Here is a 19,472-nt window from a genome sequence, read left to right as displayed (position 1 = left end):
AGGGGTTGTGTGGATTTTGCTTCATCTAACGCAACAAAACCCACACAACCGCACCTGAAAGGACCACTCACGAAACCGGATGACGGATTCTGTCGGTGGTCGACTCCATGATGATCCGGTGCGAAGAGGAGACTGGGCGCGCCACTCACTGATCACCAGCGGTTCGGCAGTGGTCACGGCGAAGCAGCTCGAAGCCATCGGTGTACCGCGCAGCACTGTTTGGCGACGCTGCCAGGTGGGAGGGACGTGGCGAATGCTGCTTCCCGGCGTCGTCCTGCTCGGGAACGGCGAACCAACGGACGAACAGAAGAGCCAAGCCGCACTCGCGCACGCCGGTGCCGACTCGATACTCACCGGAGTACGCGCGTTGGAGCGATACGGTCTCCGCAACCTCCCGAGCACCGATGAGGTACATATTCTCGTTCCGGCGGACCGCTCGGTCGCCGACAGCGGCTTCGTCCACATCGAACGGTCACGTCGTCTTCCGAAACCACGTATCAGATCCGGGCTCCCGACAGCTCCGGTTCCCCGGGCGGTGATCGACGCGGCCCGGAGAACACCGGACGAGGACCTGGTCACGGCGATGATGGCCGAGTCCGTCCAGCGAGGTTTCTGCCTTCCCGGAGCGCTCGCCGAGGAACTTGACGAAGCCCCCCGAAGGAGCAGCTTGCGAAACACCCTCCTCCCGATCCTGGGCGGCGCTCGTTCGGTCGCCGAGGCCGATGCCTGGCACCTGTGGCAGCGATCAGACTTGCCCGAGTGCCAGTGGAACGTCAAGATCTTCGACTCCAACGGCGACTACATCGCCCAGCCCGACGGCTGGTGTGACGAGCTCGCCTTCGCCTGGGAAATCGATTCCCTCGGCTACCACGCGGGAACCGAGGGCTTCCGCGAAACGCTCGCTCGCAACGCCCGGTACGCGGCCGCGGGGGTCATCGTTCTCCAGACGCTTCCGTCACGGCTGCGTTCGGAGCCCGGCAAGGTCGTGGCCGAACTCCGTGCCGCGTTGGAAAGCGCGCGGCTAAGACCCCGGCCCGACGTCCGGGTCAGGCTCACGCCCAGCGAACCAAGGCACGCACATAGCCACCATCGCCGCAGCCGCCAGCAGCAGCGAAGCCTGGGTCACCGGCCCGTAAGCCCACTCCTGGCCGTGCCCCAGCAGCCGCCCCACCACCGCGACGATCGTCCCCACGACCATCCCGCCGAAAGCGAGGTACCGCGGCGCGCGTTCGCTGAACTGGCGGGCCAGCAGGACGGCGATCAGCAGCACGATCGGCAGCATTCCGCCCAGTACGGCGAGCAGGCAGATGAGCACCACCGGGACGGCGATCCCGGAACCCTCCTCGACGGAGACACGACGCCGCCGGATCGGCCACAGGACACCGATCAGCACCGCGAGGATCGCGATCGCGCCGACCAGCAGACCGGAGCGGTACTTCCAGTCCGGGGTGAACTCGAGCTGGACGACGCCGCCCGAACCGGCGGGCAGGATCCACGCCTGCTGCCAGCCGTCGACGCGCGTCTTCACCAGCGGAGTCCCGTTCAGTGACGCCGTCCAGCCCGCGTTGGCGTTCTCCGGAACGGCCAGGATCGACTCGTCCCCGCCCGCGACGGTGACCGAGCGGGAGGTCGCGTCCCACGAGTCCACCGTGACGGCGCGGTGTCCGACAGGTCCTGCTTCCTTCCCCGCCGGTTTGAGCCACAGGTCCTGGACCACAAAGGACTCCGACCGGTCGGTCCGCAGTTCGTGTCCGCCCGCCGCCAGGTCGACGCCGCCCTGCGAATCGGGGCAGGCCGAGAGCGTCAGTGGCCGGTGCGCGGTGTAATCGGCGAGCGTGCCGCGGACGGAGGTGTCGTAGTCGAAGCCGTCCAGGTGGACGTTCGGACCCGATCCGCACGGCAGGACGAACTCCGCCGACGGTGCGGGCATTTCCGCACCGGTCAGCGACAAGCTCCCGACGCCCAGCGAGTGCCGGGTCCGCTGGTCGTCGTCGAGACCGGCGAACGCGATCTTCAGCTGCGCGGTGTCCAAGGGTGGGAAAGTCGCCGCGCCGGAAGCGTCGAGTTCGACGGAACGGCTGTCCGTCGGTGTCTGTAGCTCCAGTCGCGCGGGCAGCCGGGCCGTCCCGCCCGGAGCGACGGCGACGCGGAGTCCGGAGATCGTCCGAGGTTGCGCCCAGTCCAGGGTCAACGCCGGCCGCAGGTCGGTGACGTCGGGCAGCCACGCGGTCGCGGGATTCCCGTCCACTGCGGCGAACGCGCCCGCCGCCGGATCCCCGCCCAGCTGGGAAGTCCCGGTCACCCGCACGCCGGGCAAGGCGACCGGAACACGACCACCGCCGGCGGGCAGCACGGTACCGCCGAACTCGTAGGCGCTCTGCGACGTCGTCGAGAACAGCCGCCGGATCCCGTCCGGTTCCTCACCGTCGCGGGCCGCGGAAGCGTCGCAGCGCACGTGTTCGCCGTCGGGGACACAGGCGTAGCGCGGTTGCGCGCCCCGGGTGAACGCGAAGCCCGGCGCCGCACCCGCGGGCAGGTCGGCGGGGACTTCGAGCGCGCGTTGCGGTTCGGCGCCGGGGATCTTCAGCTCCGAGATGCCGACGTTGCCGTCCGTCCTGCCGACCACGAGCGACAGCAACGTGATCCGCACCTTGCGCGTCACCCCCGCCGTCACCGGGTAGCTGTGCGCCCCTTCACCCCGGACGACCTGGTGATCGACGGAACCGTTGTCCGTGGTGATCCGGATCCGGGTCGGCGGCCAGCCGACGCGGATGTCGTCGACCATCGCGAGATCGACCGTGTTCACCAGCCGAGGGGTATCCAATTCGACTTCGAGCCATTCGCCGATCGGACCGGTGAAACTCGACGAATGCCAGGCCGTGCGCGGATCGCCGTCCAGCGCGGCGAACGGCTGATGGCTCGGATCCGAACCGCCGAACGCGTCGGCGAACGATGCCGCCGTCGACGCGCTGACCGTCCGGATCCCCCGGTACGCGGCGACGGTCTGGTGCTGCTCTCCCGGAAACGGCAGGACGTCCAGCGCGGCCCGTTGCTGTCGCGGTGATTCGCCTGCCGTCAGCGTCTGGCTCAGGTTGTCCCGCACTCCGCCGACGTTCCGTTCGGCGCGACGCAGCCCGTCGGTGACCAGCCTCGGCCCGGCCGGTGAACCGCCGTCGCCGGTCAGCACCGTCGGCGTGCCGGGAGCCAGCTGGCCGGAGTTCATCAGCGGCAGCAGGTTCTCCGGGCCGCCACTCACCGTGGGAACGTCCTTTGTGGACGTCGCGCTCACGAGCGGCACCGGCCGCTTCACCTCGTAGATCTCCAGCGGCCCGAATTCGGCCGCCTTCCCGATCCCCGGCGACCCCGCCAGTCCGGCGCGCACCGTCGTGAAATCGGGGGCGCCGACCTTGGCGCGGTCGATATCCCCGCGCAGCACCAGAAACCGGTAGCCCGACCGCGCGAGCAGGTCGGCGAGCCCCGGATCTCCCCTGCCATCGGCCAGTGCCGCGTCGACCGAGTCCATCAGGCGGGTGTTGCCCTCCGAGCCCAGCGGAACCTGGTTGCGCACGGCCCACGGACTGTCCGCGATGGCCTGCGCGGGCTCGTCCACGGTGCGGCCCCAGTCGTACTCGCCGAACCCGGTCGCGGGCAGCAACAGCGTGCGCGCCCGCGCGTCGGTCTTCGCGACCCAGCTCATCGCGTCGTACCAGTATCCGGGCACCTCGTCCCAGCCCGGCCCCGGCCGCAGCGTCAGCAGCCACACCGGCGCGGCCATCACCACGACCAGCAGCGCGCCGAGCGCCGGCCGAAGATTCCGCCGCAGCGTGGGCGCGGCACTCGTGATGCCGTGGACGAACGCCAGCATCAACGGCAGGCGCAGCACCGGTTCGAACTTGTGCACGTTGCGCAGCGGCGCGAGCGGGCCGTCGAGCAGATGCCGCACGGGTTCCGCGAGCGGGCTGTCGAGGGTTCCGACATAGCCGACGGTCAATAGCGTCAACCCGGTCAGCACGCCGAGCACCAGGAAGCGCCGTTCAGGCAGGCCTCGTCGCGCGAGGCCGAACAGTCCCACCGCGGCCACCAGACCGGTGGCCGCCATCAGCACCGGATTGTCGATCAGCGCCCAGCCCGACGGCCACCACGGCGTGCCCTGCACGACGTAGGCGACCCACTGGTTCGTCCCCCGCAGCACTTCGAACAACGACATCGGCGCCGTGGTGTTCGTCGCGGATTCGATGTAGTCCAGGAACGGCAGGCTGTACTGGCCGAGCAGCACCAGCGGCAGGATCCACCACAGCAGCACCCCGACGACGAAGACGAACCACCAGATGACGAGTTCGACGTGCGTGCTCCGCCATTTCCGGGTCAGCAGCCACAGTCCGGGCAGCACGAGCGCCATCATGACCATCGCGCCGTTGACCCCGCCCATGCACAGTACGGCGAGCGCGGACAATCCGGCGGCGCGGCGCGGGGAACCGATCCGGTCGGCGAGGATCAGCGGCAGCAGCACCCACGGCAGCAGGACGGCGGGCAGCATCTCCGAGGACAGCGAGCCGATTTCGGTGACCATCCGCGGCGCCAGAGCGTACGCGACTGCTCCGATCAGCCGAGTCCGTTCGTTCCCTGTTTTCAGTGCGCGGGCCACCAAGAGGGCGCCCGCGAAAGCGACGGACAACAGGATCGCGCACCACAGCCGCTGGGCGATCCAGACCGGCATCCCGACGGCCTGGCACAGTGCGAAGAACGGCCCCATCGGGAACAGGTAGCCGTATGCCTGGTTCTGCAGTTCCCCGGCCGTCGCCTGGGGATTCCACAGGTGCAGCGCCCGGCCGAGGAAGGCGAGCGGATCCACGGCGAGGTCGAGTTTGGTGTCGAAGGTCGTCCGGCCGGGACGCTGCAGAAAGGACAGCACGGTCAGCGCCAGCACGATCCACGTACTGGGCCTTTTCGCGAGCGCGCCGGGGGTTACCATCCGGTAGATACTAGGCGGAAACGTGGCTACTATGCGCCTATGACAGACGGTTTCGAAGAAGCGTGGTCGCTCGCCGAACCCGTCAAAGGCTGGCTGACGCGGGATCAGGGCCTCGCGCTGTGGACCGCGGCGTGCCGTTTGGACAAAGGCGACCTGATCGTCGAAATCGGCAGCCACCAGGGCCGTTCGACGATCGTCCTCGCCGCCGCGGCCCGTACGGTCGGCGCGCGGGTGGTCGCGATCGACCCGTTCGTCGACGGACGGCTGTTCGGTGGTTCGCCGACACGCCAACGGTTCGAGGCGAACCTCAAATCCGCGGGCGTCGAAGACGTCGTGGAACTCGTGGCCGAGTACAGCACGAAACTCCGGCCACGCTGGGACCGCCCGATCCAGTTGCTCTACATCGACGGCAAACACGACTACTGGACCTACACCGACGACCTGCGCTGGTCGGCAGACTTGGCCGACGGTGGGGAAATCCTGGTCCACGACTGCTTTTCCTCGATCGGCGTCACCGTGGGCACGATCGTGAAAGTCCTCTTCGGACGGCGGTACACCTACCTCGACCGCGCGACGTCGATGGCCCGGTTCCGCCTCGCCCCGCCCTCGCTGAAGGACCGCCTGCGCGTGGTCGCCCAGTTGCCGTGGTTCATCCGCAATGTCGGGATCAAGATCCTGCTGCGGCTGCGACTGGCACCCGTGGCGAGGATCTTCGGCCACGACAGCCCGTACGACCCTTATTGAGTGAGCGGCTTTCCGACCTCGGCCTTCGCGAGGCAGACGGGAGCGCCCTTGGCGGACAACTGGAAACCGATCTTGTCGAAGAGACCCTCGATCGGCAGGTACATCGTGTGCAGGCCGGGCTGGAACCACACCGGTACGCGCACACCGTCACGGTCCACGACACCTTCGCCGCCGTCCGAGGTGAAGTAGTCGATCCGCAGCAGGTACCGGCCGAGCACGGGATTGTCCAACGGAACGCGGACCAGGTTCTCGCCGACCGGGTATCCACAGCCCGCCACCGGACCCGGAACACCTCGGGAAACCGGCTCCACCCCGGTGATCAGCCGCGCGCTGCCCGTGTCGTCCAAAAGGGACAGGCGGCTCGTCGGCTGATCGAACCGGACACCCGGGATCAGGCCCACGACCCGCGATGTGCGGGAGTTCTCACCGAACCAGCCGTGCAGGATGTCGTTCGGCACCGTGGTGTCGTAAAGGATCAGATCGGGGTCCCGCGTCACCGAAGCGCGTGCGTTGGCGAGGAAGTCGCGGGAATGTTCGAACCGTAACCCGGGTGCCAACCGTGAGAAACCCACGAGGGAACTCGCGATCAAGGCGAGACACAACGCCAGGACGAGTGGCCGTTTCGCCGTGGCCGGAACGGAATCCGAAGGCCGGTCAAGGGGTTTGGGTTCCAGGAAAGCGAAAGCCACACACAGCGCGACGACGAGCGCCAGATCGGCGACATAACGCGGATCGCTGCCCAGTTCCGGGCCGACCTCGGTGAGCCGGGTCGCCGCGGAAAGCGCGACGTCGGCGGCGAAAACGAGGCCGAGCAGCAGCCATGCCTTCCGTGCCCGTGCCCCGCCCGTCCGCACCCCCGCGGCCAGGACCACGACGGCCGCGAGCAGAAGCAGAATCCGGACGACCACGCCGGAGGGGGCGAAGGTCGCGCCAGGACCGGGACCGGACCAGGGACCGCCGACCAGGCCGGGCACCAAGGTGTCGCCGAGCATCCGGCCGGTCATATCCGCGACGGTGCCGACGGTGACCGGGCCGGCGCCCTGCCCGACCTGGCTCGTGGTCAGCGTGAGGAAGACGGCGGCGTATCCGGCGAGCACGGCGGCGAACACGCCCCAAAGCACGACGTTCCGCCGCAGCGAGACGCCGAGCAGCACGGTGACCCCGGCGACCAGCACCGGGATGAAAACGGCCTTTTCATAGAAGGCGAGCCCGAAAACGGTCCACGCCACGGTGGCGATCGCCCAGCGGCCGCCGTCGGCGAGATACCGGACGTGCGCGTGCAGGGCGGCGGTCGTGGCCAGCAGCACGGGCGCGACCTGGATGGCGTACGCCCACCACAGCGTCGGGACGAGCAGCAGGGTCGACGTCGTGAACATCGTGAACGGGACGAGAATCCCCCACCGGAGCCCGAAACAGCGCACCAGCACCGTCCACAAGAGAACCGAGGCCGCGGCCTGCATCAGCAGGACCGGCGCCATCAGCAAGGCGAAGTTCAGTGGTGCCCACGCGGTCAGCAGGTCGGCGAGCAGGAACCCACCCGGAGCGAAATGCCCGTGGTAGTCCTGGAAGAAGTAGCCGAAGTCGAACGGCCCCGCCTTGGCTGCGTGGTAAGTGATGACGAAGTCGTCTTGCGCGAGGCTGCCGCGCAGCGCCGCCCACGTGTGCAGGACGAACGGGACGACGCCCGCGACGAACGCGGCGAGCGTGACCGGCGACGGTCTTTCCCCCAGTGCCACTCGGTGCCTCAATTCTTGCAGGTCGGCGGCTGGCACATGATCTTGCTCAGCGCTTGGTAGAAGACGTCGGAGATCTTCCGCGGGTCGGGGGTGGTGAACGATTCCCCGCCGGTGGCGGCGGAAACCTGCCGCAGTTCGGAGGCGTCGATATCCGGTCCGATGCCGATCCCGATGACGGGCAGGGGTTTCCGCAGGTCCTGGAGCTTGCCCAGCTCCTCCAGCAACCGTGGCAGCCCGATGGTTTCGCTGTCCTCGTTGCGCCCGTCGGTGAGGACGACGACCAGGTTGATCCGGCCGGGTTTCCAGTTCTGCCTGGCGTTCTGGTAGGCGGCGAGGATCGAATCGTAGAGGCCGGTCGCTCCACCGGCTTTCGGTCGCACCGCTTGCAGTTGCCCGACACCGCCGGAGGCCTTCTGGTCGGCGATCGTCCGCATCGGCAGCAGGACCCGATAGTCGTTGTCACCGTCCAATTTGGTCGAAAACAGCCACAATCCCAGTTCCGTGGTGGGTTTGAACAGCCCGAGCCCCTGCGTCGCGGCCTGCAGGGTGAGTTCCATCCGGCTCTTTCCCGCCCCGGGTACGGCGGCCGCCATCGAACCGGAGACGTCGAGCAGCACCTGGACCCGGGCGCTCAGGTTGGTCCCCGCCCAGGCCTGCAACACGGCGTACAGCTCGGTGACGGGCGGCGGCCCCGGCGGATGGGGCGCCGGATCGGTCCGGCTGTCCTGGGCACGTGGGACCGCGAACTGCCCGGTGGGCGCACGGAATCCGGCATCGGCGAAGATCGTGGCCGCGAGCGGATCGAGCAGAAGCCGCAGAAAGCGTTCCGCCGCACCCCTCGACGCCTCCGATGCCTTGGGCAGCACGACGTAGGGATAGTCGAACCCCTGCACCGGGACACCCGGGTAGGCAGCCACCAGATTCCTGGCGAGCACGGACTGTTCGGTCGCCGGGAAGGCCGCGGGGAACTGGCCGGGCGCCTGATTCAGCTTCCGCATGGCGGCGGTGAAGGCGGCGGCCGGATCGGGCGCCTTCTCCGTCAGCTTCCGGAGGCCGAGCAGCGTGGCGATGCCGAGCGGATCGCGGGCCGGATCCGGCATCCCGACCGGCGAGCCGTCGAGGATCTCCTGCCAGGAAGGGGTTTTCCCCGGCCAGCCGAACCGTCGCGCGGTTTCGTCGGGAAGTCCCAGCACCACCGGCGAGTTCGCCACCGACTGACCGGATTCCGGCAGATTCCACGCGCCGGCGTCCCTGGCCTGCGACAACATCGTGCTCGACTCGGGCACCCAGACGTCGGGCCCGCCGGAGGTGGTGGTCCCGAGCAGGTCGGCGGTCTTGGCCGACTCGCTCGCGGTCACGGTGGCACTGAAGCATTCTTCCTGCGGCACGGTCGCCGCGAGCCGGGTGAGCACCGGCGCCACGTCGGGCGCGGCGGTGATCTCGACCGGCGTCAACGCGTCACACCCGTCGCCCGCCAACCGGGCGCGCAGATAGTCGACGCCCCACCACGCGCCGAGCGCGATCACCAGCAACAGGCTCAAGACGACGACGGGCGCGTTGAAACGCCGTCCCCGCCTCGGGCCTACCTGCATGTGCATGCCTCCGAGGTGCGGTATGAGGACCTGGGATGTTGCCCAATCCGTCCGCGCACGTCAACCCTCGGGTAACTTACGCCCGCGCCGGTGCGGCAGATGGCCTAACCGAAGTAGTGACACGCTGAGGAATGCGCGTGAAGGCCCCCTTCCCTCGGCTGAGCCGAGGGAAGGGGGCCTTCACGCGCCGTCGTCTGTGGCCTAGCCGAAGTATCTGCCTGCGCCGATATGGGCACCGGCGGCCCGCCACCAGCCGGCGTCGCCGGTCGAGTCGATCCCCTCCGCGATCACCGTCGCGCCCGCCATGGTCGCGGTCTCGATGAGGTTCCGCAGCGAGCGCTCGGCCAGCGGTTCCGTGCGCCGTTCCGCCAGCAGGGGAGCGATCCGGACCGTCCGCACGGGCACGTCCACGAGGCAGATGACGTCACCGGCCGCGCCGAAGTCCTGCAGTTCGGCGTCCACGCCGATCTCGGCGAGGAGATGCAGGTTTTCGACGGTGTCCCCGAGGTCGCCGAGCACAGCACCGGCCGGGAAGCCCAGCCGCAGCCGGGATGGCCCGAGGCCGGTCGCGGTGAGCAAACGTCGCACCGATCCGACGAGGTCCGGATCCGCGGCCTGGTGCGGGGTCAGCCCCACCACCATCGGCAGCCTGTCGTCCGCTTCCTCGCAGGCGGTGCGGATGAGCCATTCGCCGAGCGGCACGATGAGGCCGGTCTCGTTCGCGAAGCGGACGCAGGTTTCGTGACCGATCCTGCCGTGGCGAGGGTGGTTCCAGACGAGTCTCGCCTCGATGCCCGCGGGTGTGCTGTCCGCCAGCCACGTCAGCGGCCGGAAACCGACTTCGATCTCGCCGGTCTCCCAAGCGCCTGCCATGGAGACGGCCAGCCCGAACTCGTGCCGCTCCCTGGTGTCGAGTACGGAGTCGGACAAGGCCCATTGCCGGTAGCCGTTGGCCTGAGCCCGGCGCAGCGTCATGCCGGAGACACGCAGCAGTTCGGTCGGCGCGATGTCCCGCGGCGGCCGATGCACGACCCCGATACACGCCGAGACCGCGACCCCGCTCCCGCCTTCGAGGTAGACCGGTTCGGAGAGTTCCTGGTTGATCATGCCGATGACGGTGGCGACGTCCGGGCTGGCGGCGGTGTTCTGGATGAAGATGCCGAACTCGTCGCCGCCGAGCCTGGCGACCAGCGCGTCCTCGCCGCCGACGACGGCACGGAGTTTCGCGGCGACGCTCTTCAGCAGGTCGTCGCTCTGCTTCTGGCCGAGCCCGCCCGAGATCAGGGAGAACCCGTCGAGGTCGAGATGGTAGACCGTGACGCCGAAGGCCGGGTCGGCGTGCCGCAGTGCCCGTTCCAGACGGGTGCCGAAGAACTGCCGGTTCGGCAGGCCGGTCAGCGGATCGTGCAGAGCCTGGCGGCTCAGCTGCCGTTGGAGCAGCGAGACGTCGGTGTCCCCGTCGACCAGGGTGATCAGCTGCCGGGCTTCACCCGCCGGATCGCGGATCACGGCGCCGGTGAACCTCGCCCACGTCGATTCCTCTTCGTCGACGACGAGTCTTCGTGACAGTTCGAGCCGCTGGCGCTCGCCTTCGAGCAGCTTCCGGTACCCCTCGCGCAGGCCGTCGCCGTCCTCCGGATGGACGAGGTCGTAGAGGTTGAGGCCGATGAGGTCCGCGACGGGCCGGTTCAGCATTTCGGCGAACGCCGGGTTCACCCGCTGGACGCGGCCGTCCACCCTGGTGACGGCCACCCCGGTCGCCGAACCGGCGAACAACTGCTCGAAGCGCGCCTGCGAGAGCACCAGCTCACGCCGGGTCTCGCGTTCGAGCGTGACCAGCGTGCGGCTCAGATCCTCTTGCTGGGTCTGGACGCTTTCGCGCAAAGCCTCTCCGTAGCCGGACGCGAGTGCGCCGAGCACCTGTAACACCCGTTCGGGTAACGACTTCACACCCCGCAATTCCGGTTCGTGCAAAAGCCCCTTGCCGAGTACCTCCATCGTGCGACGCAGGCTGTCCGGGCCGACACATCTGAGCGCGACGAGCCGCGCACCGACTTCGGTGGCCTGCGCGGGCTCGGCGTCATCACTCAGCACCGCCGCGAACACCTCGTCCAGCAGAGCGGCGAAATGCTGTTCTATCTGGGCGTGGGTATACGGAAGATACGCCGTACCGGTGACCAGATAGGCCCACTTCCTGGCCAGCGTGGCGCGGGTCGGCGCGGCGCTCTTCCTCTTGGGCGCCGCGGACGACGAAGTTCTCTGTGGGGCTTCAGGCGATACGGGATTCTCATCGCCGTTCGGAAATGGGGCAGTCACGTCTGCCGGTCCTGGGGTCGTTTTCGCATTCCGTCGTGGAGGAACATCCTCCACGATTCTCGGGTCGTACTCACGGTTTACTGATCACCCGAACGGGTGGTAACCCTACGGTAGTGCAACACCGACCTTATCCCTCAACCATAGGCGAGTGGCATCCCGATACTCCGACGCGTTGCGGTGTAACGCCACCGAATGTCCGGCACCGGACAGAACATACGTGGAAAGCTCCGCTTCGGGCCGGTAGTACGGCGCTTCCGCCGGACGCAGCGTCTCCGCGCTCGAACAGTCCCGAAGGGCGAAAAAACCGCAGAACAGGATGTCCTTCTCCCCGACCACCTGGAAAACCGGCACCCTGATCGCTTTCGTCGCGGGCAGCACGATCCCGAACACGGCGACGGTTCCCATTCCCGGAACCGAAACCTGATCCTTGGTCGCTTCATCCGCCTCGATGACGCGCGGGTCGGCATTTTCCGTCGCGTAGAACAGTCCGGCACGCGCTCCCGGTTTCGTCGCGAAATAGAGCGGATCGCTGCCGAGTGAACCGAGCCGATCGTCCATGAACGCGGGCTGCAGGCCGAAAAGCACACCGAAGGTCAAGGCTGGTACCGACGGGAGATGCGTGATGCCGGTGAGGATGACGCCGTCGACGTCCTGATACGTCGACGCCTCGGCCGCGACGATGCCCGAACCGACCGAATGCCCGACGATCACGACCTTTCCGAACGGCGTCCCGCCGACCCGGCCGGCGCGCAGATGCCCGACCACCTCGTGCATCGACCGCGCCAGCACCGGCAGCAGCAGCGGAAGGCTGAGCGGTTTGCTGCTCCGGCCCGAACCGAGCTGATCCGCGGCGAAGGTCGCGTAGCCGTGCTTGGCCATGTCGCGCTGATACGAGTAGCGATCCGGGTCGTAGGGCAGGTCCCAGTAGGCGCTGTTGTAGGTGCCGCCGTGCACCAGGAGCTGGACCGCCTCGGGCGCCGGCCCCTCCGGCAGGCAGAACCGGCCGTGCACCGTCGCCGGTTCGCCGAGCGGGCCGGTGACCGGCAGATCCATGTCCGTGCAACGGATTTCAGCGGCCGGGAGTTCATCGGCCGGGGCCGGGGCGGCGATCAGGAAACCACCGAGGAGCACGCAGCAGGCGGCCACCGCCGTGGCCAGTTTGAGCGGCATTCTCACAAATCCTCTCCGGAATGGGAACGCTCGGAAGGAGCACGAACCCTACACCTGGTGACCGGACGCTCACCGTCAGCCCGATTCCCGGGCCACCACGGTCATCGGCAGCCGGTTCGGCTGCATGGTCGCTTTGATCTTGGGAAAGACCTTCACCCCTGGTAGCGGCTCCAGCCGCCACCGCGCGCCGATCGTCGCCGCGACCAAGGCGATCTCCGTGGGAGCGAACTGGTGGCCGGGGCACAGCCGGGCGCCGGCGCCGAACGGGATGAACGCGCCCTTCGGCAAGGCGGCTGTCCGCTCCGGCTCCCAGCGGTCCGGGTCGAAACGGTCGGGTTCGGGGAACCAGCGCGGATCGCGGTGCAGGGTGTGCTGGCTGACGGCGACCTCGGTACCGGCGGGAATGCGCACCCCGCCGAGTTCGACGTCCTCGCGTGCGCGCCGCATCAGGATCACCGGCGGGGTCCGGCGGACGACCTCGTTGATGATCCGCTGCGTGTAGACCAGCCGGGGCAGATGGTCGAAGCGGGCGGGACCGCCGGCCAGTACTTCGTCGACCTCGGCGTGGAACCGGCGCTCGATGTCCGGCCGCGCCCCGATCTCGTGGAAGAACCAGGCCAGCGCGACGGCGGTGGTCTCGGCGCCGGTGGTGAGGATGGTGATGACCTCGTCCTCGACCTGACGGTCGGTCATCTTCTCGCCGGTCTCGTCGTCCCTGGCCAGCAACAACATCGACAGCAGATCGCCCCGGTCGCCGCCCTTCTCGCGCGCCTCGAGGACGGCCTCGCCGATGACCCGTCGCAGGCGCACCGCCGCGGCGTCGAACTCGCGGTTCGCCGGAATGGGCAGCCGCTCCACGAACTTCGGCGAAAAGGCCCGGACCATGACGTACTTCAGCATGATCGGGATCGACCGCTGGATCTCGGCGAGTGCCTCGTCGCCGAGTTCCGCGGAGAACAGCGTGCGCCCGGAGATGGTCAGCGCGAGATCCTGCATCCGCCGGTCGAATTCCACCACCTCGCCCGGTTTCCACGAGTCGGCAAGCTCTACAGCGAGCTTTGTCATCGTCGTCTCGGCGTAGAGCTCGATACGGCTTCGTTGGAAGGCGGGCAGCATCATCCGCCGTTGCCGCTGGTTGAACGCGCCGTTGGAAGTGGCGAGCCCGTCGCCGAACAACGGCCGCATTTTGTCGAACACAAGGCCTTTGTCGAACTTTGCCGAGTCGACGGCGAGCAGCCGCCAGGCCAGTTCCGGTGTCGTGACCAGGTAAACGGGCATCGGGCCGAAGTCGAGCCGGACGACGTCGCCGTGCGATCCCAGTGACGACAGCAGTTTCAGCGGGTCACGGAGCATCGCGACGGTATGTCCCAGCAGCGGCCAGCGGCCCGGTGCGACGGCGACGTCCGGAGGTGGTGCCATCGTGCTCTTCTCCCGGTGCCTGGACGCTGAACCCGGTCACCTTAGGACCGCCGGAGGGCGGACGGGGTTCCACCGCCGCATGTCCACACGATCGGACGATGGCGGTCCGCTCCCCGTGACCCGCTAGAATCCTGTGCCCCAACGGATTCCCACGGAAACGGCGGCGACGACGGTGACTGCGAACCCGAACTGGGTGCCCCCCGAGGTCGACACGACCGTGCCGAATCCCGCCCGGGTCTACGACTACTGGCTCGACGGCGACCACAACTTCCAGGCCGACCGTGAACTCGGCGAACAGATCCTGCGGATCATGCCGGGAATCCGCGACGCGGCCAGGCTCAACCGCGCCTTCCTGCGCCGTGCCGCGCTGCACATGGTGGAAGCGGGCGTGCGGCAGTTCCTCGACATCGGCTCCGGTATCCCGACCGTCGGCAACCTGCACGAGATCGTCCAGCAGGCCGATCCGGACTGCCGGGTGGTCTACGTCGACCGTGAATCGGTCGCCGTGGCGCACGCCAAACTGCTGCTGGGCGACAACGACCGCTGCGCCGCCATCCAAGCCGACCTGCGCGACGTCAACGACATCCTCGACGCGCCCGAAGCGAAGGAACTACTGGACCTCGACCAGCCGGTCGGTGTGTTCATGTTGCTGCTGCTGCATTTCGTGCCGGACTCGTGGGAACCGCATGCGATCCTCGCCCGCTACCGCGAACGCATCGCGCCCGGCAGCTTCCTCGCCATCTCGCACGTCGCCGCCGACGCGGACTCGAGCGGTCTCGACGAGGCCATCGAGGCGTACCGGAGCACGCAGAACAATCCCATCCCCCGCACACACGACCAGGTGCTGTCGTTCTTCGACGGTTTCGAAGTCGTCGAGCCCGGTGTCGTCGGTTGCGCGATGTGGAACCCGCAGGGTGCCGGCGACATGTCCGACGACCCGGGGATCAACGCGCTCCCGTATGCGGGGGTCGGCCGGAAGGCGTAGGGGCAAGCCTCGCGCGTGGTGATGAGGCGTGCCATGGGCTCGGACTGGTCGTGCACGCTGCGCCCGGCGGCGGTCGAGCGCCTGCTGGGCCTGGCCGAGGCGCGCGGGCTGTCGCCCCACGGCCGGGCGGTGGGATCAACGGCTTCGACTGCGCCCCAGGCGCGGTGTTCGGCCGCGTGCGTGGCAGTGCTGACCGGCCGTGTGGATTTTGCTGCGTTAGATGAAGCGAAATCCACACAGTCACGGCGCCCACCTGTGGTGGTCCGGGTTGTGAAGGCCTCCTTGAGGGAATCTGATTCCCTCAAGGAGGCCTTCACAACCCGACCGCTCACGACCTCATCAGGGCAGGACGTCGGTCACGGTGTCCTTGATGACCTGCCACTTACCGTGTTCGCGCACCAGCGTCAGGCTGATCGTGTAGTGCCGGTCGACGTTCTGTGACGGTGCCTTGTAGTAGGCGTCCAGGAGCGCGAAACCCATCTTGCAGTCCTCGACGACGGTGTGCGTGACCGTCCACGGCATGCTCCACTCGTACGGGAGCTTGAACTGGATGTCGACCACCGGCTCCACGTTGTCCTTGTAGCCGATGATCAGCTGCCCCTTGCGCCCGACGGTCACCATGTTCTGGTGGATGATCGCGCGGTAGCGGGCCTCGTCACGCTTGTTGTAGCTGTCCATGTCCTCCCAAACGGCGCGGTCGAACGAGCGCTGGCAGGCCTGCCGCTCGCTCTCGGCCTGCTGCTCGCCCGCGGTCGCCGCGGCGGGCACGCCGATTCCCGCCGCCGCCACGACCAGCCCGGCCAACGCCGCGTAATACCGCTTGCGCATAGGGTTCTCCTCATCACGTCCGATACTTCGTCCACCGGCAGGTTCGCCGGACGGCGCATCACAGCTGCATCACTTCCGCACCGGCGCGGGCTCATGGCCGGTTAACCTCGCGGGAGGGGGTGTGATGGAGTTCCGGGTACTGGGGCCGGTGCAGTGCCGCGCAGGCGCACGGCCGCTGAAGCTGGCGGGTCCACGGCAGGAGCGGATCCTGGCCGCGCTGCTGCTCGGCGCCGATCGTGTCGTTTCGGTTTCGCGGCTGGTGGACGTCGTCTGGGACGAGGACCCGCCCGCCACGGCCACCCGGCAGATCCGCAACCTCACCACCGCGCTGAAGCGCACCCTCCTCGCCGAGGGCGCCGGCGAAGACGTCCTGACCGCCGAGGGACCCGGCTTCGTCCTGCGCCCGCCCGCGTTCGATCTGCGCTCGTTCGAGGACCACGTCTCACGCGGCGAGTTCCGCGAGGCACTCGCGTGCTGGAACGGCCCAGCACTGTCCGGTGTGGACAGTCCTGTGCTGCGCGGTGAAGCCGATGAGCTCGACGAACGCCGACTGTCCGTTGTGGAACGTTGTCTCGACGAAGAGATTTCCGCCGGTGAAGACCGCGTCGCCGAGCTGAAGGCACTGGTCGCCGAGCATCCGTTCCGCGAGGCGTTCGCCGGGCTGCTCATGCGCGCGCTCCATCAGCAGGGCAGACAGGCCGACGCGCTGAACGCCTATCGGCAGGCACAGACACGGCTGGTGGACGAACTCGGGATCGACCCGGGCCCGAAGCTGCGCGGACTCTACGAGCGGATTCTCCGCGACGAGCCGGAGTACGGCAAGGCTCGCTGCTTCCTCCCTTACGACGTCCCGGATTTCACCGGCCGGGAAGCCGAGATCCGCCGCCTTACCGACGCCGTCCGCCTCGGCAGACCCGTGGTGCTCGACGGGATGGCGGGCGTCGGCAAGACCTCGCTCGCCGTCCACGCCGCACACCGGCTCGCCGCCGATTTCCCCGACGGGCAACTGTTCGTGGACCTGCACGGCCATTCCCCCGGCCGCGAACCGCTTCCGCCCGAGGCCGCGCTCGAAGCCCTGCTCGGGCAGCTGGACGTCCCGGCGAGCAGGCTCCCTGGCGGCGTGGACCGGCGGGCCGAACTGTGGCGGACCAGAACCGCGGGCCGCTCCCTGCTCGTGGTGCTCGACAACGCCGCGAGCGCCGACCAGTTGCGGCCGCTCCTGCCCGGCTCGGCCACGGTCGCCCTCGTGGTCACCGGCAGGCGGCGGCTGGCCGCCATCGACGGCGCCGCGTCGATCAGCCTCGAAGTCCTGCCGGACGAACAGGCGGGTGCCCTGTTCGCCGCGGCGTCGGGACGGCCGGACTCGGGCGTGGCCGCGTTGTGCGGGAACCTGCCGCTGGCGATCCGGATCGCGGCGGCCCGGCTGCAACATCGTCCACAATGGACCGTGGAGACCCTCGCCGAACGGCTGGGTTCCGAACACGACAGACTGGCCGAACTGAAGGTCGCCGGACGCGACGTCGCCGCCGCGTTCGCACTGTCCTATCAGGAACTCGACCCCGATCGGCAGCGTATGTTCCGGCTGCTGGGCAGGAATCCGGGTACCGACATCGGCATACCCGCGGCCGCCGCGCTGGCCGGGGTCAGCGAGCCCGAAGCCGAGCGGTTGCTGGAAGATCTGCTCGACGCCCATCTGCTCAGGCAGCCGTCGCTAGGCCGGTACTCGTTCCACGACCTCATCGCCGAGCATGCCCGCAACGCCGGGAATGACGAGGAATCGGCTCCGGCGTTGGGCAGGCTGCTCGATCACTACCGCGACGGCGGGGGTGATGGCTGGTATGTGGCGGAACGGGCCAATCTGGTCGCGGTGACCCGCCACGCGTTCGACGCAGGCCTCGATGACCACGCCTGCCGGATCGCCGAGAACACCGCGGAACACCTCCGGGAGAGCGGGCATCTCGACGAACTGCTCGCCGTGGCGCGAACCGGGGTCGCCGCCGCCCGCCGGACCGGTGACCCGCACACGATCCAGCGGAGCCTCGCGAGCCTCACCTTGGCCTTTTGGGAGAACGGGCGGCTCGCCGAGGGGATGCGCTGCGCCATTGAGCGGCTGGAGGTCGTCCGCGCGTCCGGAGACCGCGCCGCCGAAGCGATGGCCCTCTCCAGAGCGGGTGCTTTGCACGGCATGCTCGGCCGCTACCCCGAGGCGATCCGGTTCTATCGCGACGGCCTCGCGGCGGCGGAAAGGACCGTCGACCCCGAAACCACCGCCACGCTCTGGAGCAACCTCAGCAACGTTCAGGAGACCCTCGGCCTGCTCGACGAGGCGCTGGCCTCCGCCCGGCGGTCGGTGGAGCTGCGCGAAGACCCCCGGAACACGGTCCTCAGTTCGGCCCAGCTCGGCCTGGTCCTCGCCCGGCTCGGCCGGTTCGAGGAAGCGTTCGAGGTCACCGAACGCTCGATAAGCTCGTCACGGGAACTCGGGTACCTGTTCGGCGAGGCGTGGAGCCTGATCGACCACGCCGACGCCCTCCTCCTCGCCCGTCGGCCCGCCGAGGCGCGCGAGCACGCCGAACGCGCGTGCGGCGTGCTCGCCCGGCTCAACCATCCGCTGCTGCTGACCATGGCGGCCAACAGCCTGGGCACCGCCTGTCTCGCCCTCGGCGAAGCTTCGGCGAGCCTCGCGCGGCACCGCCTCGCGCTCGAAACGGCGAAGCGGATCGGCTACCGGCTGCAGGAGGCCCGCGCGCTGGCCGGGATCGGGCAGGCCCGCGCCGCGCTCGGCGAGGAGGCAGGCGCCGAGTTCCGGGCGGCGCGGGACCACTACGCCGCGATGGGCCTGTCCGAACCGCTGCTGGTCGTCACCGAAGGAATTCGGTGAGCGGTCCGCGCAGGACGTCCGGCTGCTGGAGGACGCCGTGGTCCTGGCCTTCGACGGTGACCTGCCGGGCACCGGGGACGGTCTCGGCGACGGCGCGGGCGGCGGCCCGCATCCACGCGTCGCTCTCCCCGCCGTCCATGACCAGCGTCGGTGCGGTGATCTTCGCGAGCCTGCCCGCGGGGAGGGCGCTGCCGGGACCACACAGCGCGATGTCGTAGGGCAAGGTGTGGGCGAGCCCGGAGAACCAGGCCCAGAACGGGTCGTCCCGCATCCCCTTGACGACCTCGGCCGGAGTGCCCGCCGCTTCGGTCAGGAACAGTTCCGCCGCGTCGTCGCGATCGCCGTCGGCGATCAGCGCCCGGACGCGGTCGAAAAGGTCGGACGCGGGCTTCGGACGGCTGTCGTCGACGATGTACGGCGGCTCGTACACCGCGAGGCTTGTCATGGGGACACCACGGGCGGCCGCTTCCAGCGCCAGCACGGCTCCCGACGAGTGCCCGAAGACCGCCGCCGAACCGCCCACGTGGTCGATCAGCGCGGCGAGGTCCTCGACCTCGCGTTCCACCGAATAGACCGCGCCCGCGCCGCTGTCGCCCCGGCCACGCCGGTCGTAGGCGATCGCGGTGAAGTCCGGGGCCAGCGTCGTGGCCAGCCCGGCGACGGTCGTCCGGTCGTTGAACGCGCCGCCGACCAGGATCACCGGCGTGCCTTCCCCGGACCGCTCGAAGGCGATCGGGGTGCCGTCTGCCGAGGTCACGGTCTCGAGTGTGGTGGTCATCGGTTCCTCCCGCGGGGATCTCGCGTCGCTATCTTCGCCCATGGGTCGGAG

General features: G+C 68.9%; 11 protein-coding genes. 3 read left to right on the top strand and 8 right to left on the bottom strand.

What is annotated here, in order from left to right; all coding sequences use genetic code 11:
- Positions 1 to 1,021: 1,021 nt before the first annotated feature.
- Positions 1,022 to 4,972, bottom strand: coding sequence for an alpha-(1->3)-arabinofuranosyltransferase (locus ACZ5ZX_RS33845; protein ID WP_465506056.1), 3,951 nt, complete (start codon positions 4,970 to 4,972; stop codon positions 1,022 to 1,024).
- A gap of 39 nt (positions 4,973 to 5,011) precedes the next feature.
- Between ACZ5ZX_RS33845 and ACZ5ZX_RS33840 the strand changes: the two genes are divergently transcribed.
- Entirely contained in the window at positions 5,012 to 5,716 is a 705-nt protein-coding gene (locus tag ACZ5ZX_RS33840; protein ID WP_465506055.1) for a class I SAM-dependent methyltransferase, read from the top strand.
- Here ACZ5ZX_RS33840 and ACZ5ZX_RS33835 read toward each other — a convergent pair.
- The 5 genes from ACZ5ZX_RS33835 to ACZ5ZX_RS33815 all read right to left on the bottom strand — a co-directional run bounded on the left by ACZ5ZX_RS33835 (position 5,710) and on the right by ACZ5ZX_RS33815 (position 13,949).
- Positions 5,710 to 7,452 (bottom strand): hypothetical protein, encoded by a 1,743-nt coding sequence (locus ACZ5ZX_RS33835; RefSeq protein WP_465506054.1) that lies wholly within the window; start codon positions 7,450 to 7,452, stop codon positions 5,710 to 5,712. The genes ACZ5ZX_RS33840 and ACZ5ZX_RS33835 overlap by 7 nt on opposite strands.
- An 8-nt stretch (positions 7,453 to 7,460) precedes the next feature.
- Positions 7,461 to 9,044, bottom strand: coding sequence for a substrate-binding and VWA domain-containing protein (locus ACZ5ZX_RS33830; protein ID WP_465506135.1), 1,584 nt, complete (start codon positions 9,042 to 9,044; stop codon positions 7,461 to 7,463).
- A gap of 201 nt (positions 9,045 to 9,245) precedes the next feature.
- Positions 9,246 to 11,360, bottom strand: a complete 2,115-nt coding sequence (locus tag ACZ5ZX_RS33825; RefSeq protein WP_465506053.1) for a putative bifunctional diguanylate cyclase/phosphodiesterase — start codon at positions 11,358 to 11,360, stop codon at positions 9,246 to 9,248.
- Positions 11,361 to 11,465: 105 nt separating this feature from the next.
- A complete protein-coding gene (locus ACZ5ZX_RS33820) occupies positions 11,466 to 12,530 on the bottom strand; it encodes an alpha/beta hydrolase (protein WP_465506052.1) in 1,065 nt (354 codons plus the stop codon).
- 75 nt (positions 12,531 to 12,605) lie between these two features.
- Positions 12,606 to 13,949, bottom strand: coding sequence for a cytochrome P450 (locus tag ACZ5ZX_RS33815; RefSeq protein WP_465506051.1), 1,344 nt, complete (start codon positions 13,947 to 13,949; stop codon positions 12,606 to 12,608).
- A gap of 172 nt (positions 13,950 to 14,121) precedes the next feature.
- Here ACZ5ZX_RS33815 and ACZ5ZX_RS33810 point away from each other — a divergent pair, with 172 nt between their 5' ends.
- The gene (locus tag ACZ5ZX_RS33810) at positions 14,122 to 14,934 is read left to right on the top strand and encodes an SAM-dependent methyltransferase (protein WP_465506050.1); all 813 of its coding nucleotides are present in this window, start codon (positions 14,122 to 14,124) and stop codon (positions 14,932 to 14,934) included.
- Between the two features lie 339 nt (positions 14,935 to 15,273).
- Here ACZ5ZX_RS33810 and ACZ5ZX_RS33805 read toward each other — a convergent pair whose 3' ends face one another.
- Positions 15,274 to 15,762, bottom strand: a complete 489-nt coding sequence (locus ACZ5ZX_RS33805; protein WP_465506049.1) for a hypothetical protein — start codon at positions 15,760 to 15,762, stop codon at positions 15,274 to 15,276.
- 124 nt (positions 15,763 to 15,886) lie between these two features.
- Between ACZ5ZX_RS33805 and ACZ5ZX_RS33800 the strand changes: the two genes are divergently transcribed.
- Complete coding sequence (locus tag ACZ5ZX_RS33800; RefSeq protein ID WP_465506048.1) at positions 15,887 to 18,643, top strand: AfsR/SARP family transcriptional regulator; 2,757 nt, start codon at positions 15,887 to 15,889, stop codon at positions 18,641 to 18,643.
- On the opposite strand, the gene ACZ5ZX_RS33795 is transcribed toward ACZ5ZX_RS33800, so the two are convergent.
- Positions 18,624 to 19,421, bottom strand: a complete 798-nt coding sequence (locus tag ACZ5ZX_RS33795; RefSeq protein WP_465506047.1) for an alpha/beta fold hydrolase — start codon at positions 19,419 to 19,421, stop codon at positions 18,624 to 18,626. The genes ACZ5ZX_RS33800 and ACZ5ZX_RS33795 overlap by 20 nt on opposite strands.
- Between the last annotated feature and the right edge of the window lie 51 nt (positions 19,422 to 19,472).

This window comes from Amycolatopsis sp. NPDC033938 (assembly GCF_055575975.1).
Note: the sequence above shows the minus strand (reverse complement) of the source record. Positions and strands in the feature narration are given on the sequence as shown.